The 24,491-nt window shown below is 59.3% G+C and carries 26 protein-coding genes and 1 pseudogene; 11 read left to right on the top strand and 16 right to left on the bottom strand.

The window, feature by feature from the left end; genetic code table 11:
• Positions 1-7: 7 nt before the first annotated feature.
• Positions 8-829, bottom strand: a complete 822-nt coding sequence (locus BM174_RS07035; protein ID WP_093923136.1) for a zinc-ribbon domain-containing protein — start codon at positions 827-829, stop codon at positions 8-10.
• A gap of 165 nt (positions 830-994) precedes the next feature.
• Between BM174_RS07035 and BM174_RS07030 the strand changes: the two genes are divergently transcribed.
• From BM174_RS07030 to BM174_RS07015, 4 genes and pseudogenes are all read left to right on the top strand, one after another.
• Positions 995-1,666: a cell division ATP-binding protein FtsE gene (locus BM174_RS07030; RefSeq protein ID WP_093923135.1), complete on the top strand. Its 672-nt coding sequence runs from the start codon at positions 995-997 to the stop codon at positions 1,664-1,666.
• Positions 1,663-2,568: a cell division protein FtsX gene (locus BM174_RS07025; protein WP_093923134.1), complete on the top strand. Its 906-nt coding sequence runs from the start codon at positions 1,663-1,665 to the stop codon at positions 2,566-2,568. Before BM174_RS07030 ends, BM174_RS07025 begins: the two co-directional genes overlap by 4 nt.
• On the top strand, positions 2,568-3,302 hold the full coding sequence (locus BM174_RS07020) for a lysophospholipid acyltransferase family protein (protein WP_093923133.1): 735 nt from the start codon (positions 2,568-2,570) through the stop codon (positions 3,300-3,302). Before BM174_RS07025 ends, BM174_RS07020 begins: the two co-directional genes overlap by 1 nt.
• Positions 3,289-3,893: pseudogene (locus BM174_RS07015) on the top strand (pyridoxamine 5'-phosphate oxidase family protein). The gene BM174_RS07020 and the pseudogene BM174_RS07015 overlap by 14 nt, the downstream one beginning before the upstream one ends.
• Before the next feature lie 59 nt (positions 3,894-3,952).
• Here the strand turns inward: BM174_RS07015 and lpdA are convergent.
• The 15 genes from lpdA to BM174_RS06940 form a co-directional block, all read right to left on the bottom strand.
• Entirely contained in the window at positions 3,953-5,341 is a 1,389-nt protein-coding gene (gene lpdA, locus BM174_RS07010; RefSeq protein WP_093923132.1) for a dihydrolipoyl dehydrogenase, read from the bottom strand.
• A gap of 141 nt (positions 5,342-5,482) precedes the next feature.
• Positions 5,483-5,878: an MAPEG family protein gene (locus tag BM174_RS07005; RefSeq protein WP_093923267.1), complete on the bottom strand. Its 396-nt coding sequence runs from the start codon at positions 5,876-5,878 to the stop codon at positions 5,483-5,485.
• A 4-nt stretch (positions 5,879-5,882) separates the two neighbouring features.
• Positions 5,883-6,146 (bottom strand): hypothetical protein, encoded by a 264-nt coding sequence (locus tag BM174_RS07000; RefSeq protein WP_093923131.1) that lies wholly within the window; start codon positions 6,144-6,146, stop codon positions 5,883-5,885.
• Between the two features lie 82 nt (positions 6,147-6,228).
• Complete coding sequence (locus tag BM174_RS06995; protein ID WP_093923130.1) at positions 6,229-6,612, bottom strand: MAPEG family protein; 384 nt, start codon at positions 6,610-6,612, stop codon at positions 6,229-6,231.
• Positions 6,613-6,831: 219 nt separating this feature from the next.
• The gene (odhB, locus tag BM174_RS06990) at positions 6,832-8,409 is read right to left on the bottom strand and encodes a 2-oxoglutarate dehydrogenase complex dihydrolipoyllysine-residue succinyltransferase (RefSeq protein ID WP_093923129.1); all 1,578 of its coding nucleotides are present in this window, start codon (positions 8,407-8,409) and stop codon (positions 6,832-6,834) included.
• Between the two features lie 3 nt (positions 8,410-8,412).
• A complete protein-coding gene (locus BM174_RS06985) occupies positions 8,413-11,379 on the bottom strand; it encodes a 2-oxoglutarate dehydrogenase E1 component (RefSeq protein WP_093923128.1) in 2,967 nt (988 codons plus the stop codon).
• A gap of 12 nt (positions 11,380-11,391) precedes the next feature.
• Positions 11,392-12,114, bottom strand: coding sequence for an FkbM family methyltransferase (locus BM174_RS06980; protein ID WP_093923127.1), 723 nt, complete (start codon positions 12,112-12,114; stop codon positions 11,392-11,394).
• Positions 12,114-13,007, bottom strand: a complete 894-nt coding sequence (sucD, locus tag BM174_RS06975; RefSeq protein ID WP_093923126.1) for a succinate--CoA ligase subunit alpha — start codon at positions 13,005-13,007, stop codon at positions 12,114-12,116. Before sucD ends, BM174_RS06980 begins: the two co-directional genes overlap by 1 nt.
• Positions 13,008-13,126: 119 nt before the next feature.
• The gene (locus tag BM174_RS06970; protein WP_245766290.1) at positions 13,127-13,663 is read right to left on the bottom strand and encodes a hypothetical protein; all 537 of its coding nucleotides are present in this window, start codon (positions 13,661-13,663) and stop codon (positions 13,127-13,129) included.
• Positions 13,663-13,971 carry a hypothetical protein gene (locus tag BM174_RS06965; RefSeq protein WP_245766289.1) on the bottom strand — a complete coding sequence of 103 codons (309 nt, stop codon included), beginning with the start codon at positions 13,969-13,971 and terminating at the stop codon, positions 13,663-13,665. Before BM174_RS06965 ends, BM174_RS06970 begins: the two co-directional genes overlap by 1 nt.
• 130 nt (positions 13,972-14,101) lie before the next feature.
• On the bottom strand, positions 14,102-15,295 hold the full coding sequence (sucC, locus tag BM174_RS06960) for an ADP-forming succinate--CoA ligase subunit beta (RefSeq protein ID WP_093923125.1): 1,194 nt from the start codon (positions 15,293-15,295) through the stop codon (positions 14,102-14,104).
• Positions 15,296-15,575: 280 nt separating this feature from the next.
• Entirely contained in the window at positions 15,576-16,607 is a 1,032-nt protein-coding gene (locus BM174_RS06955) for a MaoC family dehydratase (protein ID WP_093923124.1), read from the bottom strand.
• Positions 16,607-16,810 (bottom strand): DUF1737 domain-containing protein, encoded by a 204-nt coding sequence (locus BM174_RS06950; RefSeq protein ID WP_093923123.1) that lies wholly within the window; start codon positions 16,808-16,810, stop codon positions 16,607-16,609. Before BM174_RS06950 ends, BM174_RS06955 begins: the two co-directional genes overlap by 1 nt.
• 34 nt (positions 16,811-16,844) lie before the next feature.
• Positions 16,845-17,402 carry an NnrU family protein gene (locus tag BM174_RS06945; protein ID WP_093923122.1) on the bottom strand — a complete coding sequence of 186 codons (558 nt, stop codon included), beginning with the start codon at positions 17,400-17,402 and terminating at the stop codon, positions 16,845-16,847.
• Positions 17,403-17,404: 2 nt separating this feature from the next.
• On the bottom strand, positions 17,405-18,262 hold the full coding sequence (locus BM174_RS06940; protein WP_093923121.1) for an HpcH/HpaI aldolase/citrate lyase family protein: 858 nt from the start codon (positions 18,260-18,262) through the stop codon (positions 17,405-17,407).
• 316 nt (positions 18,263-18,578) lie between these two features.
• Here BM174_RS06940 and BM174_RS06935 point away from each other — a divergent pair, with 316 nt between their 5' ends.
• The 7 genes from BM174_RS06935 (at position 18,579) to BM174_RS06905 (ending at position 24,488) form a co-directional block, all read left to right on the top strand.
• Positions 18,579-18,908, top strand: a complete 330-nt coding sequence (locus tag BM174_RS06935; protein WP_093923120.1) for a hypothetical protein — start codon at positions 18,579-18,581, stop codon at positions 18,906-18,908.
• 222 nt (positions 18,909-19,130) lie between these two features.
• Positions 19,131-20,123 carry a PRC-barrel domain-containing protein gene (locus BM174_RS06930; RefSeq protein WP_093923119.1) on the top strand — a complete coding sequence of 331 codons (993 nt, stop codon included), beginning with the start codon at positions 19,131-19,133 and terminating at the stop codon, positions 20,121-20,123.
• 162 nt (positions 20,124-20,285) lie between these two features.
• Complete coding sequence (gene mdh, locus BM174_RS06925; RefSeq protein WP_093923118.1) at positions 20,286-21,248, top strand: malate dehydrogenase; 963 nt, start codon at positions 20,286-20,288, stop codon at positions 21,246-21,248.
• 297 nt (positions 21,249-21,545) lie between these two features.
• The gene (sdhC, locus tag BM174_RS06920; RefSeq protein WP_093923117.1) at positions 21,546-21,929 is read left to right on the top strand and encodes a succinate dehydrogenase, cytochrome b556 subunit; all 384 of its coding nucleotides are present in this window, start codon (positions 21,546-21,548) and stop codon (positions 21,927-21,929) included.
• Between the two features lie 10 nt (positions 21,930-21,939).
• Positions 21,940-22,311, top strand: a complete 372-nt coding sequence (gene sdhD, locus BM174_RS06915; RefSeq protein ID WP_093923116.1) for a succinate dehydrogenase, hydrophobic membrane anchor protein — start codon at positions 21,940-21,942, stop codon at positions 22,309-22,311.
• Between the two features lie 30 nt (positions 22,312-22,341).
• Positions 22,342-24,156, top strand: a complete 1,815-nt coding sequence (gene sdhA / locus BM174_RS06910) for a succinate dehydrogenase flavoprotein subunit (RefSeq protein ID WP_093923115.1) — start codon at positions 22,342-22,344, stop codon at positions 24,154-24,156.
• Between the two features lie 2 nt (positions 24,157-24,158).
• Complete coding sequence (locus BM174_RS06905) at positions 24,159-24,488, top strand: hypothetical protein (protein ID WP_093923114.1); 330 nt, start codon at positions 24,159-24,161, stop codon at positions 24,486-24,488.
• Positions 24,489-24,491 lie beyond the last annotated feature (3 nt).

The raw sequence follows: 24,491 nt of genomic DNA, 5'->3' as shown, positions 1-24,491 counted from the left end.
CAGAAGGTTAGCCGTCTGATTGAGAGGCAATCGATTCAAGCCACGTCAGCAGACTTTTCACATGCCCGTTGAGAGTGACACGGGTCTGGTCAACCCAAGTGACGAAGGACGAAAGATACGGATCGGTCTGTGGTGCCATCTGTGCCAGTTTGGGCGCATTAGTGTAAACCAGCGCCAACACGGTCGCGAGGGCAAGTATTACCAAGAACCCCAGCCAGAAGCCGCGTCTGCGGTTTGACTTAAGACCACTATCAACGGCGCCGTGCACATGGGCATCGCCCGAAGAACGGTCATCGTCTTTGCGCAAGGTGGAATTGATTTCTTCGATATCGGGCAGCAAGGCACGGCGCGAGGAGACCGCCGCGACCGCAGCATCAGAACCCGGCGCGGCTTCACCGCGCATGCGGGCCATCCGTTCTTGCGCCTCAAGCGAGCGGCGGTTCGCTTGGGCCGCATCTTCGGGCTGGTCTGCGGTATCCAGGCCCAAATCTGGCTGGCTCTCCAACGGTTCGGACTGGCGTTTGCGGCGCGCCTCATGCTCGGCCTCGGCTTCCTGACGCAGAATGTCGGCAACTGCGGGATCAAGCTGGCGGCGCTGGGGCGCTTCTTCCGCGTGGCGCACAGGCGGTGGCGGCGGGGAAGTTTCCTCGTCCGGTGCCGGTGCATCGGGTTCCACCTGCGCATCGTCCTCATCAGCAGGGGCATGGTCGGGGTGATGCTGGAACCACGTTTGGCCGCAGTTGGAACACTGAACGTCCCGTCCCGCTTCCGGAACGACTTCGTCCGGAACTTCATATTGGGCATCACAATTCGGACACGTCAGCCGCATTTTCTATCCCTGGTCTCTGTTTTCGCCCCTCGTCGGGCGTTAACCCTTAGCATATGTCCTAGAATACAACAGGAAAAGTAGTATCTGGGCTGCAAGCGCTCAAGTGGTGCATTGAAACCCGAGCGGTGCTGAGGCACAACAGGTCGTCATTCGCGGGGTGCTTTTGTGATCGAGCTGGAAAATGTGGCTTACAGCTATGGTGGCGGTGAATTGCTATCGGATATTTCGCTCAAGCTGGCCGCAGGATCGTTTCATTTTCTGACCGGCCCTTCGGGGGCGGGTAAGACTACTTTAATGAAGCTTTGCTATGGCGCCCTGCTGCCCACAGCAGGGCATATTCGGGTGTTTGGCGCCGATGTGCGTGAGCTTGACCGCGATGACATCGCCATGGTGCGCCGCCGTGTTGGCGTGGTGCATCAGGATGTTAAGTTCCTTGATCATCTTGACGTATCGGAAAATATCAAGCTGCCGTTGACCGTTTCCGGCAGATCATCCGAGGGCGCTGACCTTGACGAATTAATGTCGTGGGTCGGGCTGACGAACCGCGCCAATGCCCTGCCAGCAGAACTGTCGGGCGGAGAGCGTCAGCGGGCCGCGCTGGCGCGAGCAGTGATCATGTCGCCGGATGTGGTGCTGGCCGATGAGCCGACAGGCAACATCGACTGGGAAATGTCCCAACGTTTGCTGCGGCTGCTGATCGAATTGAACAAGATGGGCAAGACTGTGTTGATCGCCACCCATGACCTGAGCCTGATCCGCGCCACCAAGGCGCATGTGCAGGCGCGGGTTTTGCGGATCGCCAATCGGCGCGTGCAACTGGCGGGGGCAGACCTGTGAAGCTGGACCTCAAAGTTTTGCAAGCCCTGCGGGCAGGTGACAAACAGGCCGACCGTGTGGTGCCGCCTTCGGGTTTTACCGCGCAACTGACCCTGTTTGCGGCAGCGGCGATGGCATTTCTGGCGGTTTTTGCACTGGCGCTGTCTTTGGCATCGGGCCGTTTGGCACAACGATGGGGTGATGAGTTGGGGCGTACCGCGACCATCCGCATTGTGGCGCCACTGGATCAGCGTGCCGCCCAGACCGAAGCCGCGCTGCGCATTCTGGAGACCACAAAGGGTGTTGCGAAAGCGCGGGCCTTGACCATGGAAGAGCAGCAGGAATTGCTGGCCCCGTGGTTCGGACCGGACCTGAAGCTTGATCAATTGCCGGTGCCGCAGTTGATCGAAGTGCTCGAAGACGACAATGGTCTTGATCCTGCTGGTTTGCGGTTGCGGCTTTCAGCCGAGGTGCCGGGGGCTATTCTGGACGATCACGGCCGTTGGCGGCTGCCCTTGGTGCAGGCCGCGTCGCGGTTGCGGCTGTTAGGTTGGGTGCTGATCCTGCTGATCACGGCGACCGTTGCGGCGATGATCACCTTGGCTGCGAATGCGGCCCTGTCGGCCAATGCGCAGGTGATCGCGGTGCTGAGGCTGGTCGGGGCGACCGACCGGTATATCGCGCAAGCCTTCATCCGGCGCTTTACCTTGCGTGCGCTTTCGGGCGCTGCCGTGGGGACTGTGCTTGCGATGTTCGCGGTGTTGCTTTTGCCCGGTGCGCAATCGGATGCCGGATTTTTGACAGGTGTGCGCTTTCAGGGCTGGCACTGGATATTGCCGGTGTTCGTTCCGCTGCTGTCGGGTGTGGTGGCCTTTGCGGCGACGGGTGCCGCGGCGAGGCGCACCCTTGGGGAGTTGAGCTGATGCTGCAATGGATACGGTCAATTCTGTACATTATGCAGGCGACCATCGCGATGCCCGTTGTCGGGCTGCTCTATGCGCCTTGGGCGATGTTCTCGAAGCGGGGTGCCTATGCCGCGTGCAAAGCCTATTCCGCATGGTGCATGTGGACGGCGCGCTGGTTGATCGGCTTGCGCTGCGAAGTGCGCGGGGAAGTCCCGCAAGGCGCGGTTCTGGTGCCAGCGAAGCACCAGTCATTTCTGGACATCATGATGATCTTTCACGCCTTGCCGCGGGCCAAATTCATCATGAAGCGCGAGATCTTGTGGACGCCGGTGATTGGCCAGTATGCCAAGCGCATGCAAATGATCGCCGTTGATCGCGGCAAGCGCGGTAAGGCGATCACCAAGATGATGGCTGACGTTAAGGCCGGCGAACTGGAACCCGGCCAGATCGTGATCTATTCCCAAGGTACCCGCGTCGCACCGGGGATCAGCGTGCCCTATAAGGTTGGCACGGCGGTGCTCTATGACCAGTTGGGTCAGACTTGTGTGCCTGTGGCGACCAACGCAGGTTACTTCTGGCCGCGTCGCGGGCTGTACCGCCGGCCCGGAGTGGCGGTGGTGGAGTTTCTCGCGCCGATCGAACCGGGACTGAGTAAGGACGCCTTTATGAAGCGGTTGGAGGCTGAGGTCGAGACAGCCTCGGACGCGCTGCTGGCCGAGGCGGGATGGACCCACGCCGATGCGAAAAATTGAAGAAATTCCAGCGCTAGAGGCGCTCTATGGGGTGCCAGCCGCGCCTGCGATCCGCAAGGTTGCCGATCATCTAACCCCGCTGTACCGCAATGGATTGAAGCCTCAAAGCTCTGCATGTTGAGCACTATCGGGCCACAAGGCACCGATTGCAGCCCGCGCGGCGATGACGGTCCAGTGGTAGCCACGATAGACCCACAGACCCTCGCCATGCCCGATTGGCGTGGCAACAACCGGCTGGATTCGCTGCGCAATATTGTTGCGGACGGGCGGGTATCGCTGCTGTTTATGGTGGCAGGGTCGCACAACGTCGTGCGGATCAACGGCACGGCTTATCTGACTGACGATGCCGAGATGCGGACGCGGTTTGAGAAGGCTGGGCGGCAGCCTGCGACGGTAATCTTAATTTCGGTGGCCGAGGTCTATTCGCAATGTGCGCGGGCGCTGATGCGGGCGGGGACTTGGTCAGGCAAAGACGAGAGCGCCGATCTGCCCACAGCGGGCGAGATACTTAGCGAAGTCAGTCAAGGTGACCAGGGCGGGCAGGCCTATGACGCAGCATGGGGCGCGCGGGCTGCCAAGACGATGTGGTAAGCCCGCCCTGCGTCGGGTGGGCAGATTGAGGCGGAGAAACTCCGCCTCAATACTCTAAATCACATGTGGATCGCGCCAGCGCCGCAGGCGAGGGCAGCTTCGCGTACCGCCTCGGAGTAGGTCGGGTGGGCGTGGCAGGTCATCGCGAGGTCTTGGGCTGAGGCACCGAACTCCATCGCAACACAAACTTCGTGGATCAGATCACCCGCACCGGGGCCGATGATGTGACAGCCCAGAATGCGGTCGGTTTCCTTGTCAGCGAGGATTTTCACGAAACCGTCGCCCGCAAATACGGCCTTGGCGCGGGCGTTGCCCATAAAGCTGAATTTCCCGACCTTATACGCGCGGCCCGCTTCTTTGAGAGTGGCTTCGGTTTCGCCGACGTTGGCGACCTCGGGATGGGTATAGATGACGCCAGGGATCACGCCGTAATTCACGTGGCCATGCTTGCCTGCGATGACCTCTGCCGCTGCCATGCCCTCGTCTTCGGCTTTGTGGGCCAACATCGGGCCTTCGATCACATCGCCGATGGCGTAGATGCCCTTGACCGAGGTTTCCCAGTGGTCGTTCACGGCGATCTGGCCGCGCTTGGTCATCTCGATGCCCAGTTTGTCGAGGCCGAGGCCTTCGGTATAGGGTTTGCGACCCGTGGCGACGAGCACGACATCGGCTTCGACCTCATGTTCGCTATCGTCCTTGCGCAGTTTGTAGCTGACCTTGGCTTTGGTCTTGGCGGCTTCGGCTTTTTGCACGGCAGCACCCATGACGAAGTTCAGCCCCTGCTTTTTAAGCATCCGCTGGAAGGTCTTCTGCACTTCGGGGTCCATACCGGGGGTGATCGCGTCGAGGTATTCGATCACGGTCACCTCGGCGCCGAGGCGGGCATAAACGCTGCCCAATTCAAGCCCGATCACACCTGCGCCGATCACCACCATGCTGCGCGGCACCTTGCCCAGTTCCAAAGCTCCGGTGGAGGTGACGATGATCTTTTCATCGACTTCGATGCCGGGCAGGGTGGCGGGCTCGGAGCCGGAGGCGAGGATAATGTTTTTGGCCTCGTGGACCTCGTCTCCGACTTTGACCTTGCCGGCTTCAGGCACCGAGCCCCAGCCTTTGAGCCAATCGATCTTGTTCTTTTTGAACAGGAATTCGATGCCTTTGGTATTGGTGTCGATGGTGGATTGCTTGTAGCTCAGCATCTGCTTCCAGTCGACGGACGGCGATTTTCCTTTCAGGCCCATTTCTGCGAAGTTATGTTCGGCTTCATGCAACATATGGGTGGCGTGGAGCAGCGCCTTGGAGGGGATGCAACCGACGTTAAGGCAGGTGCCGCCAAGAGTTTCGCGGCCTTCGACGCAGGCGGTTTTCAGGCCCAGTTGCGCACAGCGGATGGCGGCGACATAGCCGCCGGGGCCGGAGCCGATCACGATGACATCATAGCTGGACATGGGGGTCTCCTTTGGGTGTTTTGGCGGTCTGTATCATGCGGGTTTGCGAAGGTTAAGGCCCGGTATTCTGCCCGCAAGGTAGGGGGCGTTGCCCGCCGGCGCAAGCGCCTCCCCCCCGGAGTTTGCAGGGCCAAATGAAGCTCAAAAGAGGGCGGCGATGAGCATGGCGGTGGTGGCCATGAGGCCGATGAACCAGATCACCGAGCGATGCGGGCGCAAACCAAGCGCGTATGCCGGGACGTAGGCGATGCGGGCGATGAGGTAGATCCATGCGCAGGCTGCGGTAAAGCCGGAGTTTTGCGCGGACATCTGGATGACCGCTACGGCGATAGCGAAGAGGATCAGGCCTTGGAAATGGTTGTCGAACGCCCGACCCAAACGGGCGGTGCGTTCGGAGAGTTGTCGCGTAGGGTCACGGTCGCGGGCCGACATCGTGTATCCGGAGCCGAGTTCTAGGTTTGCGGGGATCGCGTAGAGCGCGAATTGACCGATTTGCAGCAGAGCGGCGAGGGTCAGGGCGGTGAGTTCAGGGGTCATGCTTTCAAGCGGTTTCGACAAAATAGGCGGTAGCTTGGGTGACGGTGCCTTTGTCGTCGGAGGTGAGCGCGTCGGAGCGGTCGATCCATGCTTGGGCGCGGTCGCGGTCGTTCACTTGCAGCAGGAAAAACGCATGTTTTCCATCATGTTTGTCGCGCCAGACTTGCAGGACGCTTAGGCCGGCAGCGCGGCGGGCTTCGTCGTCGGCGTCGAAAGCGGCCTTCCAGGCGTCGAAGTCGGTGATCAGGTGGTGACAGATCATTTGCATGGTGCGGGGTCCTTTGCTGTGCCGTTCAGGAGGTAACCCACAGGCAAGCCGTCGCGTTCCGAATTGGCGGCGACGGGGGGGGTTAGAGGGCGAGAAAATAGAGGAAGGCCGTCGCGATGAAGCCTGCAAGCCACGCCAGTGTGCGGATTGTTGGGACGCCCATGGCGTAAACAGGCAGATAGATGATGCGGGCAATCAGGAACACTTGGGCGCAAAGCAAGGTGGTGGCGTTGGTCCGGTCGAGCAGTACGAGGATCAAGACTGCGGGCGCAAAGAGGGCCATGGCAACGACTGAATTGTCGAGGGCTCGGGCGACGCGGGCAGTCATGCCAGTCATGCTGCGCGTCTCGTCGCGCGACGACATAAGATAGCCCATCGAGAGTTGGCGCGTGGCACCGAGGACCTGGATCAGGACGGTGAGCATGACCAGAAGGCCATAGGCGGCAAGAATGGTTGTTTCGGTCATGGCGGGGTCCTTGAGATTGGGGGCGGGTAGGGTCGCCCGAATTCCGGCGTCGTGCAGAAGGCTGTAGTTCGGAGTGTCCGACCTTTGGGCAAATAGCGCAACAATATGTTTGCTTCGCGGGCGGGTTAGACTGTCTGGTCTGCGGTCGGGCGGGGCGCGAGTTGGCGACGCGCTGTCGCGTGGTGTGCAGGCCGGAGGGTGGTCCGGCCTGCGGCGTTTTTACAGATCCATCAACAGACGGCGTGGATCTTCGAGCATTTCCTTGACCCGTACGAGGAAGGTCACGGCGCCTTTACCGTCGATGATCCGGTGGTCATAGCTGAGCGAGATATACATCATCGGGCGGATGACGATTTCGCCGCCAATTACCATGGCGCGGTCCTGAATTTTCGCCATGCCGAGGATGCCGGACTGTGGCGGGTTCAGGATCGGCGCTGTCATCAGCGAGCCGTAGACGCCGCCGTTGGAGATGGTGAAGGTGCCGCCGGTCATGTCGGCCATGGTCAGCTTGCCGTCACGGGCCTTTTTGCCCATGGCATTCACGGCCTTTTCGATCTCGGCGAAGGACATCGAATCGGCGTCTTTGATCACCGGCACTACGAGGCCGGTGGGGGTGCCAGCGGCGACACCGATGTGGACGTAGTTTTTGTAGATGATGTCGGTGCCGTCGATCTCTGCGTTGACCTCAGGGATTTCCTTCAGGGCATGGCAGCAGGCTTTGGTGAAAAAGGACATAAAGCCCAAACGCACACCGTGCTTTTTCTCGAACTGGTCTTTGTATTCATTCCGGATTCCCATCACCTCGGTCATGTCGACCTCGTTGAAGGTGGTCAGGATCGCGGCGGTGTTTTGGGCTTCTTTCAGACGGCGCGCCATGGTCTGCTTGAGGCGGGTCATCTTGACGCGCTCTTCGCGGGACTGGTCGTTGGCGGCAGAAGGCGCGCGAGGTGCTGCGGGCTTTTGCTCGGTTTTAGCGGCCGAGGCGCCTGCGGCGATAGCCTTGGCCACATCTTCTTTCATCACACGACCGTCGCGGCCCGAGGCAGTGACCTGATCGCGGCTGAGACCGGCTTCGGCCATGGCTTTCTTGGCGGAAGGCGCGTCTTCGACGTCCTTGCCCGAGCCGGATTGCGCTGCTGCGGGTGCAGGCGCGCTTTCCTGTGCGGTGGAGGCCGCAGCGGCGCCGTCGCCAGAGGTGATCACGGCGAGTTTGCCGGACGCTTCGACAGTGCTGCCTTCCTCGGCGATGATCTTGGTCAGGACACCAGCGGCAGGCGCTGGGACCTCGACGCTGACCTTGTCGGTTTCCAACTCGCAGAGCATCTCATCCTGCGCGACGGTGTCACCGACCTTTTTGAACCAGGTGCTGACGGTGGCTTCGGTCACGGATTCGCCCAAGGTAGGGACCATCACGTCGACAGCTTCGCCGCCTTTGCGCGGTTTGATGTCTTCCGAACCCGCATCGACGGATTTGGACGGCTCTGCCGCGCGGTCAGACTGGCTCGCGGCCTCAGAATCTTCGGCAGCTTCTTTGGCTTTGGGGGCCGTGGTGGTGCCTGCGTCGCCTTCGGAAATGCTGGCCAGCAGAGCATCAACGCCAACGGTTTCACCTTCGGCGGCGACGATCTCCGACAGGGTGCCAGCCACAGGGCTGGGCACTTCGACGGTGACCTTGTCGGTTTCCAATTCGCAGAGCATCTCATCGACTGCGACGGTATCGCCGGGTTGTTTGAACCATGTCGCCACGGTTGCCTCGGTCACGGATTCGCCCAAGGTGGGCACACGTACTTCAGTCATGGGTTAGTTTCCTTTGAGTGTCAGCGCGTCGTCGATGAGAGCTGCTTGTTGGGCTTTGTGCTGGCTTGCCAGACCCGTGGCGGGTGAGGCGGCAGTGGCGCGGCCAGCGTAATCGGGGCGGTTATGTTTGGCTTTGATGCGGCCCAGAACCCATTCGATATTGGGTTCGATAAAGGTCCATGCGCCTTGGTTCTTGGGCTCTTCCTGACACCAGACCATTTCGGCGGATTTGAAACGCTCAAGTTCCTTGACCGCAGATTGCGCGGGGAAGGGGTAGAACTGTTCGAACCGCAGCAGGTAGATGTCGTCAATACCACGGGCATCCCGCTCTTCGAGCAGGTCATAGTAGACCTTGCCCGAACACATCACCACCCGCTTGATCTTGTCATCCGCGACCAGTTTGGTGTCGGAGTTGCCCTGCTGCGCGTCGTCCCACAACACGCGGTGGAAGGAGGAACCGGTGGTGAATTCCTCGGCGTTGCTGACCGCCATCTTGTGGCGCAGCAGCGACTTAGGCGTCATCAGCATCAGCGGCTTGCGATAGCCGCGATGCAACTGGCGGCGCAGGATGTGGAAGTAGTTCGCGGGCGTCGTGCAGTTGGCGACGATCCAGTTGTCCCCGCCGCACATGGTCAGGAACCGCTCCAGACGGGCGCTCGAGTGCTCCGGCCCTTGGCCTTCGTGCCCGTGGGGCATCAGGCAGACGAGGCCGGACATCCGCAGCCACTTGCTCTCGCCCGAACTGATGAACTGGTCAAACATGATCTGCGCGCCATTGGCGAAATCACCAAACTGCGCTTCCCACAGGGTCAGGGCGTTGGGCTCGGCCAGCGAGTAGCCGTACTCGAAACCAAGAACCGCGTATTCGCTGAGCATCGAGTCAATGACTTCGTATTCGGCCTGACCCTCACGGATGTGGTTGAGGGGGTAGTAGCGCTCTTCATTTTTCTGGTTGATCAGGGCCGAATGGCGCTGGCTGAATGTCCCGCGAGAACTGTCCTGACCGGACAGCCGGACTTTGTAGCCTTCGGTGAGCAAGGACCCGAACGCCATCGCCTCGGCAGTGGCCCAGTCAAAGCCCGTACCGCTGGAGAACATTTCTCCCTTCGCGTCAAGCAGACGTGTTATGGTTTTATGCGCGGGGAAGCCCTTGGGTGCGGTGCTGAGTGCGCGCCCGATTTCTTCCATCGTTTCCGGTTTGATCGCAGTTTTGCCGCGCTGGTATTTCTTTTCCTTCATCCGGTCGAGATGTGACCATTTGCCATCCAGCCAGTCGGCCTTGTTGGGGCGGTATTCCTTACCGGCTTCGAATTCCTCGTTCAAACGGGCCTGAAACGCGGCCTTCATGTCCTCGATCTCGCCTTCGGGGATGAGGCCATCCTTGACCAGGCGGTCGGTATAAAGGCTGAGCGTGGTTTTGTGGCCTTTAATCTTTTGGTACATCACCGGATTGGTAAACATCGGCTCGTCGCCTTCGTTGTGACCAAAGCGACGGTAGCAGATCAGATCGATAACCACGTCTTTGTGGAACTTCTGGCGGAATTCGGTGGCCACTTTGGCGGCGTGGACCACAGCTTCGGGATCGTCGCCGTTGACGTGGAAGATCGGCGCCTCAACGACCAGCGCGTTGTCGGTAGGATAGGGCGACGAGCGGCTGAAATGCGGTGCGGTGGTGAAACCAATCTGGTTGTTCACCACGATATGCATGGTGCCGCCAGTGCGGTGCCCCTTGAGGCCTGAAAGCGCAAAACACTCGGCCACAACGCCCTGACCTGCAAAGGCGGCGTCGCCGTGTAGCAAGATAGGCATGACGGCGGTGCGGTCCTTGTCGTTCAGCTGGTCCTGCTTGGCGCGGACCTTACCGATGACCACGGGGTTGACCGCTTCAAGGTGGGAAGGGTTGGCGGTTAGCGACAAGTGCACCGAGTTGCCGTCAAACTCACGGTCCGAGGAGGCACCGAGGTGGTACTTCACATCGCCCGAGCCATCGACGTCTTCGGGTTTAAAGCTGCCGCCCTGAAACTCGTTGAAGATCGCGCGGTAGGGTTTTTGCATCACGTTGGCCAGCACCGACAAACGGCCACGGTGCGGCATGCCGATGACGATATCCTTAACGCCCAACTGGCCGCCGCGCTTAATGATCTGCTCCATCGCCGGCACGAGGCTTTCACCACCATCAAGACCGAACCGTTTGGTGCCCATATATTTGACGTGCAGGAACTTTTCGAAGCCCTCGGCCTCGACCAACTTCGACAGGATCGCCTTGCGGCCATTCTGGGTGAATTCGATTTCCTTGCCCAAGCCTTCGATACGCTCTTTCAGCCAAGCGGATTGTTCAGGGTCGGAGATGTGCATGTATTGCAGCGCAAAGGTGCCGCAATAGGTGCGGCGCACGATGTCGACGATCTGTTTCATCGTCGCAATCTCAAGGCCAAGCACGTTGTCGATGAAGATCGGGCGTTCCATGTCCGCGGCGGTGAAGCCGTAGGACTTGGGGTCAAGCTCGGGCAGATTGCCGGTTTCACGCATGCCGAGCGGGTCCAGATCAGCCGCGAGGTGGCCGCGAATCCGGTATGCACGGATCAACATCAAGGCGCGGATGCTGTCCATCACGGCCTGACGCAGATCCTCATCGGAAACTTCAACGCCCTTTTCAGCAGCCTTGGCTTTGATCTTTTCGCCTGCGGCTCTCGCGTCCTCGGGCGGGGTCGGCCAGACACCTGTCAACGCGCCCATGATGTCGCCATCGGGTGTTGGCGGCCAGTCGCGGCGCGCCCATGACGGGCCTGCAGCCTCGGCCTTTGCGGTTTGACCGTCATCGCCCATTGCCTTGAAGAACGCTTGCCATGCTTCGTCTACCGCGCCGGGGTCGTCCGCGTAACGCGCATACATCGCTTCGAGGTAATCGGCGTTCTCGCCCTCCAAAAAGGAAGAGGCGTGGAACTGGTCGTTGGCGGGGTGGTCGGTCATTGGATATGCCTTTCAGTCGACACGATTAGCGGGACGCTGTGTGGGGGTCTTGTCCGCGCTCAGGGCAAAGTAGTTGAATGCGAGAAAAGGGTAGGTGCGGTAGCTGTTGAACTGGTCAGCTGTGATGGGACGGCGGTTATAGTAGAGATCGAAGGTGGCGTAGATGTCATAGCCCATTGTCTGGGTCAGCCATTCAAACAGCGCGCGATCGTCGCTGTCTGCGATGTCGGTGTCTGCCACGGCGCCTGCTTCAAACAAGATGAGCGGGCGGCAGCGGCGCAGCAGCGCTTCGGCCCCGCGCAGGGCGGGAAATTCAAATCCTTCCACGTCGATTTTAATGAAATCAACCTGAGCGTCCGGCCCCAGTAGATCATCAAGACGGCGTGCAGCCACGCGGCGCTCTACCACGCGGCCCCGCAGCATCTGGGCTTTGCCGGGGCTCGCCTCGACCATTGCATGGGTGCCTTTGGGGGCGAGTTGGGTAAGCTTGTAGAACACCGACTCCAGATGCGCGCCGACATCGAGGCAGTTCCAATCAGGCTGGATAAGCCGTTCCAGTACAGCGTCCATCATTGCATCTTCGCGGTAAAGCAGTGCGAGTTCGGGATGCAATAATTCACGCATAGCGCGCAGCCGCCCCCGCACTGCGCCCACGGGTCCGGCAAGACCCGAGGTCGCGATGCGGTGCTTTAACCCGAGTGGGCTGAAAGCACTGGGGGCGGCGGCTGTTTCCATTAAGAAGCGGACTTCTCGATCGCTTCTTTCACCGCTTCGCCCAGTGTTGCGGGGCTGTCGGCGACGATGATGCCAGCGGCACGCATCGCTTCAATCTTGTCCTCGGCGCCGCCTTTGCCGCCAGCGACAATCGCGCCTGCGTGGCCCATGCGGCGGCCGGGAGGCGCTGTGCGGCCCGCGATGAAACCAGCAGTTGGCTTCCAGCGGCCCTTTTTCTTCTCGTCGGCGAGGAACTGTGCCGCGTCTTCTTCGGCGGAGCCGCCGATTTCACCGATCATAATGATCGACTGGGTCTCGGGGTCCGCGAGGAACATTTCAAGCACGTCGATATGCTCGGTGCCTTTGATCGGGTCGCCGCCGATGCCGACAGCAGAGGACTGGCCGAGGCCCATATCGGTGGTCTGCTTGACCGCCTCATAGGTGAGTGTGCCGGAGCGCGAGACCACGCCGCAGGAGCCGCGCTTGTGGATGTGGCCGGGCATGATGCCGATTTTGCAAGCGTCGGGTGTAATAACGCCGGGGCAGTTGGGGCCGATCAGGCGGGACTTGGAGCCTTCAAGCGCGCGCTGGACGCGCATCATGTCGAGCACCGGAATGCCTTCGGTGATGCAAACAATCAGTTCCATTTCAGCGTCGATCGCCTCGAGGATCGAATCCGCAGCGAAGGGCGGTGGCACATAGATGACCGAAGCATTGGCTTGGGTCATGTGTTTGGCTTCATGGACCGAGTTGAAGACCGGCAGGTTGAGGTGGGTTTGACCGCCCTTGCCGGGGGTCACGCCGCCAACCATTTTGGTGCCGTAAGCGATGGCCTGTTCGGTGTGGAAGGTGCCCTGCGAGCCGGTAAGGCCCTGACAGATTACCTTGGTGTTTTCGTCGACGAGTACGGCCATGTAGTGTTCCTCTTTGTGTTCCTTGGTGCGCCGGAAGGCCCTCAGGCCTGCGGAGCGATTGATCTTGTGTCGGTGACGAACGGCGTATTGTGCTATCCGCGTAAACTTGTGCGCGCCCGCTACTTTTCCGGGAGGCCGAGGCCGTCATAGAGACGGTCCACAGTCATGAATGTCTCAACTGTGCCAGCAGCGGTGTCGCGGGTGCCGACATGCACAACAGCCACGCGACCGCGCAGCAGTTCACGACCTTCGATCAGCGCGGTGCCGTTCTGGGCGCTATGGGTGTCGGGCAGGGCAATGGTGGTGCCGAACTTGGGTGGTGTTGCCATCTGGGTCTGCAGTGCTGCGATGGCGGTTGCGGTGTGGTCGCCAGCGAAGGAGACTTCGCAACGCCGCTCGACGCCGCGTGGGGCAGCGTCGGGGCGCGGCTCAAGACTGTCGTCCCAGAAGCTGAGCTTGAAGGGTGCAGTATCGGCCTGCATATTATCGCGGGCCTTTGTTTCGGTCTGGCCTGCTTTGAAGCACCACGCGTTGAAGGTGCTGATCGCCACATCTGCGCCCGCATCAGCCGCGGCCAATGCCGGAACAGCCGCCAGCAGCACGGCAGAACCGAACAGCAGGCGACGGATCGTGGAGATATGTGTCAGGGCAGCCATCAGAACAATGCGTCCTGGTCTTCGACCAATTCGTCCAATGCGCGCACAAGAATAAGCCCCGCGCCCATGACCATCAGCGAGCGGGCGATGGAACCGGTGAGGTTGCCAGGCAAGACCTTTGCCAGACCGTCCCGCGACTTGCGGGCAGCACGGCGCAGGCCACCATCGCGCGAGCCGTGATTGCCCGGTTCGGGCAGTTCCAGCGCACGCGGCTGCCATTGGCGAACCAGCAGCCCTGCGCCCAAAAGGGCGAGACCTGCGAGGATTGGCGAAGATTTTGTGGGTTCGGTCATGGGTGATTTCGTCATGGATGCGTCCCTCCTAAAAGGAAAAACATAGTGCCCCGCTCTGTCCCGCCCACCGCTTGCGCGATGGGCGTCGGCTTTTCGGACCGCTCCGGTGAAGCGATCCGACCGCGACGATGTCGCGGTGCAGCGCTCACCCTTTGACTGCTTTCACAATCTTCTGGGCGCCGTCTTTAAGATCGTCGGCGGCAATGACATCCAGACCGGAGTTGTTGATGATCGCCTTGCCTTCGGCCACATTGGTGCCTTCGAGGCGGACAACCAGTGGCACTTTCAGGCCGACTTCTTTCACCGCAGCGACAACGCCTTCGGCGATGACGTCACAGCGCATGATGCCACCAAAGATATTGACCAAAATGCCTTTGACCTGTGGGTCGGAGGTGATGATCTTGAAGGCTTCGGTGACCTTTTCTTTGGTCGCGCCGCCGCCGACGTCGAGGAAGTTGGCAGGCTCGGCACCGTAGAGCTTGATGATGTCCATCGTCGCCATCGCGAGGCCCGCTCCATTCACCATGCAACCGATTTCACCGTCGAGTGCGATGTAGTTCAGGTCATACTTGGAAGCTTCGAGCTCTTTGGGGTCTTCTTCGGTAGTGTCGCGCAGCTCGGCAATGTCGTTGTGGCGGTACATCGCGTTGCCGTCAAAGCTGACCTTGGCGTCGAGTACCTTAAGATCGCCGCCATCGGTGACGATCAGCGGGTTGATCTCCAGCATCTCCATGTCTTTTTCCATGAAGGCTTTGTAAAGCTGGCCCATCAGGGTGACGCACTGTTTGATCTGCTTGCCTTCGAGACCCAGCGTGAAAGCGATGCGGCGGCCGTGGAAGGCTTGGTAGCCGGTGGCCGGATCAACGGAGAAGGACAGGATTTTTTCAGGTGTCGCATCGGCGACTTCTTCAATGTCCATGCCGCCTTCGGTGGAGCATACAAAGGAGACGCGGCTGGTCTGACGGTCGACGAGCAGGGCAAGGTAGAGTTCTTTTTCGATGCCGGAGCCGTCTTCGATATAGATGCGGTTGACCTGCTTGCCTGCCGGGCCGGTCTGGTGCGTGACCAATGTGCGGCCGAGCATCTTCTTGGCTTCTTCGGCGGCTTCCTCAACCGATTTGGTCAGGCGCACGCCGCCTTTGTCGCCTGCGTCCGCTTCCTTGAACTTACCCTTGCCGCGGCCACCTGCGTGGATCTGGGCTTTGACCACCCAGAGCGGGCCGTCCATCTCTCCTGCGGCGGATTTCGCGTCTTCTGCCTTCATAACGACACGGCCATCGGACACCGGTGCGCCATAGCTGCGAAGGAGGGCTTTGGCCTGATACTCATGGATGTTCATCGCAAATCGGTCCCGTGTTTGGTTCAAGGTCACAGCCACGCGGCGTGTGAGTCTTATGGATCGATTTGAGCTTTTCGCAGTTTAGAAAGGATTTCCAGTGCAAAGTGGCATTTGTGATCACACGCAAAATTCTTGTGATCACAAATCCGCGTTTTTGCAGGGGGGAGCGTGTTTGGGCCTGTCTATTATGGCCGATAGTCCCGCCTGTTGTGAGGCGGGATTGGATGTTCTGGCTCAAAAACAGAAGACCTGCGCAGAATTCAGCCGATAAGCTGCCGGTTCATGTCGGGATCAGCGCCCAATAGTCGAGGTCTAGCAGGACCTCGGGGAGGTACTTGCCCTTGTCGTCTTTCAAGGCGAAAGGGGCGCCGCCTTTGGTCGCGACGAGGCGCAGGCGGATGGCGCCGACGCCGGGCGCATCGGTTTCGGCTTTGTCGAGAACCTCGGACCATGCGCGAACCGTGTCGCCGGCGAGGCAGGGGTTCGCATGGGCGCCGGCGTTGATCCCCACGATCATTTGCGCATTGGCCAGGCCGTTAAAAGATAGCGCACGCGCCATCGAGATGACGTGACCACCATAGATCAGGCGACTGCCATCGGGACGGGCTGAGGTGTCGAAATGGACCTTGGCTGTGTTCTGCCACAGGCGGGTGGCCATCATGTGTTCGGCCTCCTCTATCGTGACGCCGTCAACGTGGTCGATCTGCTCGCCGATCTCATAATCCCCCCAGCGGTGCGGTTCGCCCGCAAGGGTAAAATCATAGTTGGTGAAGTCCAAGCCCTCGGGCACGACTAATTGATCGGCGGCAACGGTGGTGGGCAAGTCCGGTATCACAGTTTCGGGGGCTGGAGCGGTTTCATCGCGTTTGCGGACCATGACCCAGCGGACATATTCCAGCACAGCTTCATCATTTTGGTTAAGGCCTGTGGTGCGCACATAAAGCACGCCGGTCTTGCCGTTGGAGTTTTGTTTCAGGCCGATAACTTCGGACTCGGCGCGCAGCGTGTCACCGGGCCAGACCGGCAGCAGCCAGCGGCCTTGGGCATAGCCGAGGTTGGCCACAGCGTTAAGCGAGACATCGGGGACTGTTTTGCCAAAGACCACGTGGAAGTTGATCAGATCATCCAGCGGGCTGGAAACGAGGCCACAGGATTTTGCAAATTCATCAGAAGAATAGAGCGCGTGACGGGCCGGATAAAGCATGTGGTAGAGTGCGCGTTCGCCGCCCCCCACGGTGCGGGGCACCGCGTGGGAGAGGACGTCACCGATGCGGTAGTCTTCGAAAAACCTGCCCGGGTTGGTTTTTCCCATCAGTGTGCTCCGAGCTTGGTGTCTGGCGTATAGGTGCCTTCAACCTCTTTGGTCACGGCTTGGCCGCAGCGCATGATGCCTGCTGTATGATCCCAGGTTTGGGTTGGCGTGCCGTAAAGCTCCCAGCCTTTGTTAAGGGCGTCCGTGACCTTATGGCAGAACGCGGATGTGTCTTCTTCGGAGAGGAAGCGATAGAGTTTCATGGCAGTCCTTATAGCTTAGCGGGGCCTTGCAGCTTTAGCGGGGGAAAGGCGAGACGCCGAGCAGCAGGTGGATGCCTGCGATAATGGCGAACATGACCAGTGAGATGACGATCAGGCGGATATAAGTAGGGCGGCCTGCGCGGGCAGGGGGTGTCCAGTTCGGCTCGGCGCGGTTGACTAAGATGACCGAGCCGATGGCCCAAGCCAGAAGCGTGCCGAAAAGCACGATCGAAGCCAGATCACCGTTGACCAGCAGGTGTGCCAATGCCCAGATTTTTACGGCCAGCAGCTGCGGATGGCGGGTCTTGTAGGCCGGCCAGGCCTTTGCGCCTTTGGCAGCACTGGAGCCATAAACCCAAAGCGCGAGAAGCATGAGCGCGTTGTTGATATGGATAAAGAAGGCGGGCGGGGTCCAGACGTCGATATAGTCTGCGCCACGATAGCCGAGGATCATCAGTATGAGACCGGCAACGATCAAAACCGCCACCAGTCCTTTGCCAGCTTTGCCCATTTGATCGCGCAGGGCGGGGGCGAGGCGGCTCAGCCAATGGGCGCCGATCCACAGGATCAGTCCGAGTACAAGTAGGGTCATGGTCACTCCGCGGTGAGGGATGCGATAGCGTCAAGCTTTGCCAGAGTTTCGCGGGCTGTGGCAACATGAAGATTCTCAACGATGCGGCCATCAACCACCGCAACACCTTGGCCACCTGCCTGCGCTGCTTCGTAAGCGGCGATCTGGCGGCGGGCGAGGTCGGCCTCGTCCTGGGAGGGTGAGAAGGCGGCGTTGGCCACGTCGAGTTGCGCCGGATGGATCAGTGTTTTGCCGTCAAAGCCCATATCACGGCCCTGATCACATTCAACTTGCAGACCTGCATCGTCCTTGAAGGCGTTATAGACGCCGTCGATAATGGCGATATTTTGGGATTTGGCGGCCAGCAGGCACAGTCCTAAACCGGCCATCAACGGCAGGCGGTCGGGGCGGAACCGGGTTTGCAAGTCTTTGGCAAGATCGTTGGTGCCCATAACCATCGCTTGCAACTGGCGGTGGGCGGCGATTGCGGGCGCGTTCAGCATGGCGGCTGGTGTTTCCATCATCGCCCAAAGCGGGATGTCACCGACCAGTTCGGCGAGGGCTTCGAGATCGGCGGGGCTGCCGACTTTCGGCAACAAGATTGCGTCCGGCTTCATCCCGGCGGCGGCGCGGGCGTCATCGGCGCCCCATTCAGTATCAAGCCCGTTGATCCGGATGATCCGCAAGCGCGCACCGTAGCCGCCAGTTTTCAGCGCTTCTGCCAGAATGTCACGCGCGGAGGCTTTTTCTTCGGGGGTCACTGCATCTTCGAGATCGAAAATGATCGCGTCACAGGCCAGCGTGCGGGCTTTTTCGAGAGCGCGTGGCTTTGATCCCGGGATGTAGAGCACCGAGCGCAGGGGGCGTGTGAGTTTGGTCATGGCGAAGGTCCTAGGTTTGATCATTGCGCGACAAAGGGGCATTTCTTGCCGATTATTGCAAGCCATCATGTGCCGCAGTGCAGCGAAACGGTGGGGGCGAAACACGGCGGGACGCAGCGTTAACCATTATTTCAATTTTCAGGCGCAAAGTTTTGGAAGTTGTTTCTGCTCCAATCCGCGCTCCGGCAGGTCGCTGGATCGCAATAGAGGGTAGAGTGAATAGTCGAGAAACATGAGGCCACCACCGTGTCGCCGGAAAACTCCGGATGGGCCACAATGACCGAGGGCCGGGCCACAGGACAGAAGGTAGACTGCAATGCACCGTACTATCAAAATCCTCCATCTGGCAGCCTTGACCGCAGCGGCGGCTGTCGTATTGGCAACCACCACAGATGTCGCTGCCCAAAGCCAGAATTGCGCCCCACTTGAGAAGGTGGTGTTGCGGCTGGCGGAAGGCTATGGAGAGACGCGGCAATCAATGGGCATGGGAGGAAACAATTCAGTTGTTGAAGTGTTTGCCTCTGACGAGACGGGCAGCTGGACGATCACTGTCACGATGCCGACTGGGCTGACCTGTGTTGTTGCGTCAGGTCAGCAATTCGAAGAGCTGGCCGAAGCTTTGCCGACAACGGATCAGGATGCCTGATAAAGCTTACTTGCGATTGAGCCTTCAGACAGGGGCCATTTTATACGACTATTTAGCAAAGCGATAATCCGCCCCTGCTTTTATATACCCTGCAGCGCATCAAAGCGCTTGGCTCTGCCAAATGGACTCATTTTTTTTCAAGACTTCGGAACTCTAACCGCCTTTTCGGGTTGGGTTCACAGCAGCGTGAGACCCACGCGAAACTGTACAAGGAGTTTTAAGATGAAACGTTTTCTGAGCACAACAGCTGTCCTTCTGACCATGAGTGGCGCAGCCTATGCCGACGCACACGCAAGCGCGTTCGGCACTGTCGCGTTGGAGCAGAGCGACTTCCTCGCGTCGAACCTGATCGGCATGCGGATCTACAGCTCCGAAACTGAATTCGAAAACGACGCCGAGATTGAAGCTGGCGCCGAAAAAGAGTGGGATGATATCGGCGAAATCAACGATATTATCGTCAGCAAAGACGGCAACGTCACTGCTGTTATCCTCGGCATCGGTGGCTTTCTGGGCATAGGCGAGCGTGACATCGCTGTTTCCATGGACGACATCCGTATCGTCCGTGAGCAGGGCGATGCCGACGACCGTTTCTTGGTTGTGAATACATCCAAAGAAATGCTCGAGCAGTCTCCTGCGTTTGAGCGCAACATGGAAGCTGACGCAAACGAAGCTAAAATGAAAACTGAACAAGTAGCTGAGAGCGCCGAAGTCAAAACCGAAGTTGCGGCTGAAAATGCAGAAGCCAAAACCGAAGTAATGGCCGAGAACGCTGAAGCGAAAACTGAAGAGATGGCCGCTGACGCCGAAGCCAAGACAGAAGAAATGGCTGCGAACGCAGAAGCAGAGACCAAAGAAGCTGTTGTTGCTACTGAAAACACAGTTGAGCGTGACTTGCTGACCCGCCCAGCGGTCGAGCGTGAAAATTACGCTGACGTTGAGTGGACAGAAATGACCGCTGACGATCTGGAAGGTGCCCGCATTTACGGCATGGAAGACGAAGATATTGGTGAAATCGACGAGCTGATCGTTGATGACAGCGGCAAGATCACTCACGTTCTTGCAGATATCGGTGGCTTCCTCGGCATGGGCGAACACACTGTGAAGCTTTCTTTTGAAGAGCTGCAGTTGGTCCGCAATGGCGACGCAAATGACTTCCGCATCTATGTGGACAGCACTGAAGGCAAGCTGGAAACACTGCCAGAATACGAAGATTGATCGCAGCGTTTAACTAAGCTTTCTAAAATAGGGTCGCCCTCACGGGCGGCCCTTTTTCGCTTTGAGGGGCATTCCATTTGCTGCGCTGCGTCGCGCAACTTGCACGGCACGTCGCATTTCGTTATCCCCGGCGCGAATGCAACCTCTCTCGGAGACATTATCATGGCCAGACCCAAAATCGCGCTTATTGGCGCAGGGCAAATCGGCGGCACACTCGCGCATCTCGCAGCCCTTAAGGAACTTGGCGATGTCGTCATGTTCGACATTGCCGAAGGTGTTCCGCAGGGCAAGGCCTTGGACATCGCAGAATCAGGTCCCGCTGGTAAGTTCGATGCGACGCTGACAGGCACGCAAGACTATGCCGATATTGCTGGCGCCGATGTGTGCATCGTGACAGCCGGTGTCGCCCGCAAGCCGGGCATGAGCCGCGATGACCTGCTTGGGATCAACCTCAAGGTTATGAAATCCGTGGGCGAGGGCATTGCCCAACACGCGCCGGATGCTTTTGTGATCTGCATCACCAACCCGCTTGATGCGATGGTTTGGGCGCTGCGTGAATTCTCCGGTCTGCCGACCGAGAAAGTCTGCGGCATGGCTGGTGTGCTTGACTCCGCGCGCTTCCGCCATTTCCTCGCGACCGAATTCAACGTGTCGATGAAGGACGTGACCGCATTTGTTCTGGGCGGCCACGGCGACACGATGGTGCCACTGGTGCGTTATTCCACCGTTGGCGGCATCCCGCTGCCGGACCTGGTGAAAATGGGCTGGACCACGCAGGACAAGCTTGATGCAATCGTGCAGCGTACCCGTGATGGCGGTGCCGAGATTGTCGGCCTGCTCAAGACCGGTTCTGCATTCTATGCCCCCGCGACCTCGGCAATCGAGATGGCGGAAAGCTATCTGAAAGACCAAAAACGCGTTCTGCCTTGTGCGGCATATGTTGATGGCGCTTACGGCTTGGACGGTTTCTACGTCGGTGTACCAACGGTGATCGGTGCCGGTGGTGTTGAGCGTGTTGTCGAGATTTCGATGAACAAAGAAGAGCAGGCGATGTTTGATAGCTCGGTTAAGGCTGTCAAAGGTCTGGTCGATGCCTGCAAGGCGATCGACGGCTCCTTGAGCTAAGGCTAACGGAAGTTTGACAGAAATGGCGCGTCTCGGTATCGGGGCGCGCCATTTTTCGTCGATGCAGGCGGGAATCAATGCAGAATATTGTATCGCCGGATGTCTGGTTACGCCTGACAGCGCTTCCGTGGCGTCTTTGTGATCACAAAAATTTACCACTTTGTGATCACATATCATAGTTTTTAGCGCTAACCCTCTCGATAGGTGGACAAACCTTGCCTGCCTGTGTCGCAGGGTCGTGACACTTCCGTAAAAAGCGCTATCAAGTACCCAACGTAGTGACAAAGGACCTGACATATGGCCGATGTGAACCGGGGCAATCGCCCGCTTTCGCCGCATCTCTCGATCTATCGCCCGCAGTTGACCTCGATGACCTCGATCCTGACGCGGATTACCGGAAACGCGATGCTGATATCGGCGTTGCTGATCGTTTGGTGGTTTCTCGCGGCGGCCTCGTCTGAGGATTACTTCAACACGGTCAACGGCTTCGTCACCAGCTGGTTTGGTGATCTGGTCATGCTGCTGTCGGTTCTGGGCCTGTGGTATCACACGCTTGCCGGTATCCGGCACCTGATCTGGGACACCGGTCATGCGCTGGATATTCCGACCGCCGAGAAGCTGGGCTGGGCCTGCCTGATCGGTTCTGTCGTGCTGACAATTCTTACCGTCATAATCGTCTGAGGGGGCTGACATGGCTTATATGACAGATCGCAAACGCGCCAAGGGTCTCGGCTCGGCGAACTCAGGCACCGGACATTTCTGGTCGATGAAGCTCAGCTCGGTTGCTTTGCTGATCCTGATCCCGCTGTTCGTGTTCACCTTCGGTCCCGCGCTGGGCGGCAGCTATGAAGAAATCCTTGCCTATTACAGCCGTCCATTCCCCGCGATTGTCGCGGCGCTGACGCTGCTCGTAGGCTTCAAGCACTTCAACGACGGAGTGCAAGTCATGATCGAGGACTATGTCCACGGGCTGAGCAAGAAGGTCGCGATTATCGTGATGACTTGCATCAGCTACGGTGCCGCAGCGGTAGGTGTTTTTGCCATCGCGCGTTTGGCGCTCTGATCCAATTTCGCCGAACGGGAGACCGAAAACATGGCAGCATATGAATATGAGACCCACGAATACGACGTTGTCGTTGTAGGGGCAGGCGGCGCAGGTTTGCGCGCGACTTTGGGCATGGCGGAGCAGGGGCTGCGCACGGCCTGTATCTCCAAAGTGTTCCCGACGCGGTCGCACACGGTTGCCGCACAGGGGGGTATTGCCGCGTCTTTGTCGAACATGGGTCCCGACAATTGGCAGTGGCATATGTATGACACGGTCAAGGGCTCCGACTGGTTGGGTGATACCGACGCGATGGAATATCTCGCCCGTGAGGCGCCCAAGGCGGTCTACGAGCTTGAGCATTACGGCGTGCCGTTCAGCCGCACCGACGAAGGTAAAATCTACCAGCGTCCGTTTGGCGGCCATACCACCGAATTTGGCGAAGGCCCGCCCGTGCAGCGCACCTGTGCTGCTGCTGACCGCACCGGTCACGCGATCCTGCACACGCTCTATGGCCAGAGCCTGAAGCAAAAAGCCGAGTTCTTCATCGAATATTTTGCCATTGATCTGATTATGGGCGAGGATGGCACTTGTCAGGGCGTGTTGTGCTGGAAGCTCGATGACGGCACCATGCATTTGTTCGCAGCAAAGATGACTGTGTTGGCGACCGGCGGCTATGGCCGCGCCTATTTCTCCGCGACCTCGGCGCATACCTGTACAGGTGACGGCGGCGGCATGACCGCGCGGGCCGGTCTGGCGTTGCAGGATATGGAGTTTGTCCAGTTCCACCCCACCGGCATCTACGGCGCGGGTTGTTTGATCACCGAAGGCGCACGCGGCGAGGGCGGCTATCTGACCAATTCCGAAGGCGAACGCTTTATGGAGCGTTATGCACCGACATACAAAGACCTCGCCTCGCGCGATGTGGTGTCGCGCTGCATGACGATGGAAATCCGTGAAGGTCGCGGTGTGGGCGAAAACAAAGACCACATCCACCTGCATCTCAACCACCTGCCACCAGAAACCCTCGATCTGCGTCTGCCGGGTATTTCCGAATCCGCGCGCATTTTCGCGGGTGTCGATCTGACGAAAGAGCCGATCCCGGTTCTGCCGACAGTGCACTACAACATGGGCGGTATTCCGACCAACTATTGGGGGGAAGTTCTGGCGCCCACCGACGACAAGCCCGATGCAATCTCCCCCGGTTTGATGGCTGTGGGTGAGGCTGGCTGTGCCTCTGTGCATGGGGCCAACCGTTTGGGGTCCAACTCGCTTATCGATCTCGTGGTCTTTGGCCGTGCGGCCGCGATCCGCGCGAAAGAGGTGGTTGATCCCAATTCCGCCGTGCCGACGCCGAACAAAGCTTCGGTTGAGGCGGCGTTCGCGCGCTTTGACGGTCTGCGCTATGCCAAGGGTGGCGTTCCGACCGCCGATCTGCGTCTGGAAATGCAGAAAACCATGCAGGCCGACGCAGCCGTATTCCGCACTGACAAAACCCTCGAAGAAGGGCGCGTCAAGATGAACGAAGTCGCGGCAAAGTTGAACGATCTACATGTCACCGACACCTCGCTGGTCTGGAACTCTGATCTGATGGAAACGCTTGAGCTGACCAACCTGATGCCCAACGCAGTGGCCACCATTACCGCCGCTGCGGCCCGCAAGGAAAGCCGCGGCGCCCATGCGCATGAGGATTATCCCGAACGGGATGATAAAGAATGGCGCAAACACAGCCTTGTCTGGTTCAGTGGCGATCAGGCCAATGATGCCAAACTCGGCTTCCGCGCTGTGCATCTGAACCCGCTGACCACCGAAAGTGAAGGCGGCATTGATCTGAAAAAGATCGCGCCCAAGAAGCGGGTGTATTGATCATGCGTTTGGTTCTTGCCGCTCTCGTTGCCCTGAGCCTCGGCGCCTGCGTCGAGGTGCAGACCGCCGTGGACAATACTGCACGGACAGCGGCCAAGGGGGTGATTACCGAAACCCTCGCGACCCGTTTCCCGCAGGTACCCAAAAAGCTGATCACGCCCTTCACCGATTGCATCATCGACAATTCGTCGGCGTTGGAAGTGCGTGAATACGCCCGTGCTGCGGTTATTGGCGTGGACGATACGACTGTGGCCACCGTGCGCGGCGTCTTGGCGCGGCCTGAAACGGCGCAGTGTTTGCAAAGCCGCGCGCTGAGCAGTGGTCTTGTGTAAGGG

This window comes from Sulfitobacter brevis, from assembly GCF_900112755.1.
Taxonomy (GTDB): Bacteria; Pseudomonadota; Alphaproteobacteria; order Rhodobacterales; family Rhodobacteraceae; genus Sulfitobacter; species Sulfitobacter brevis.
This window is presented reverse-complemented; position numbering and strand designations above follow the sequence as displayed.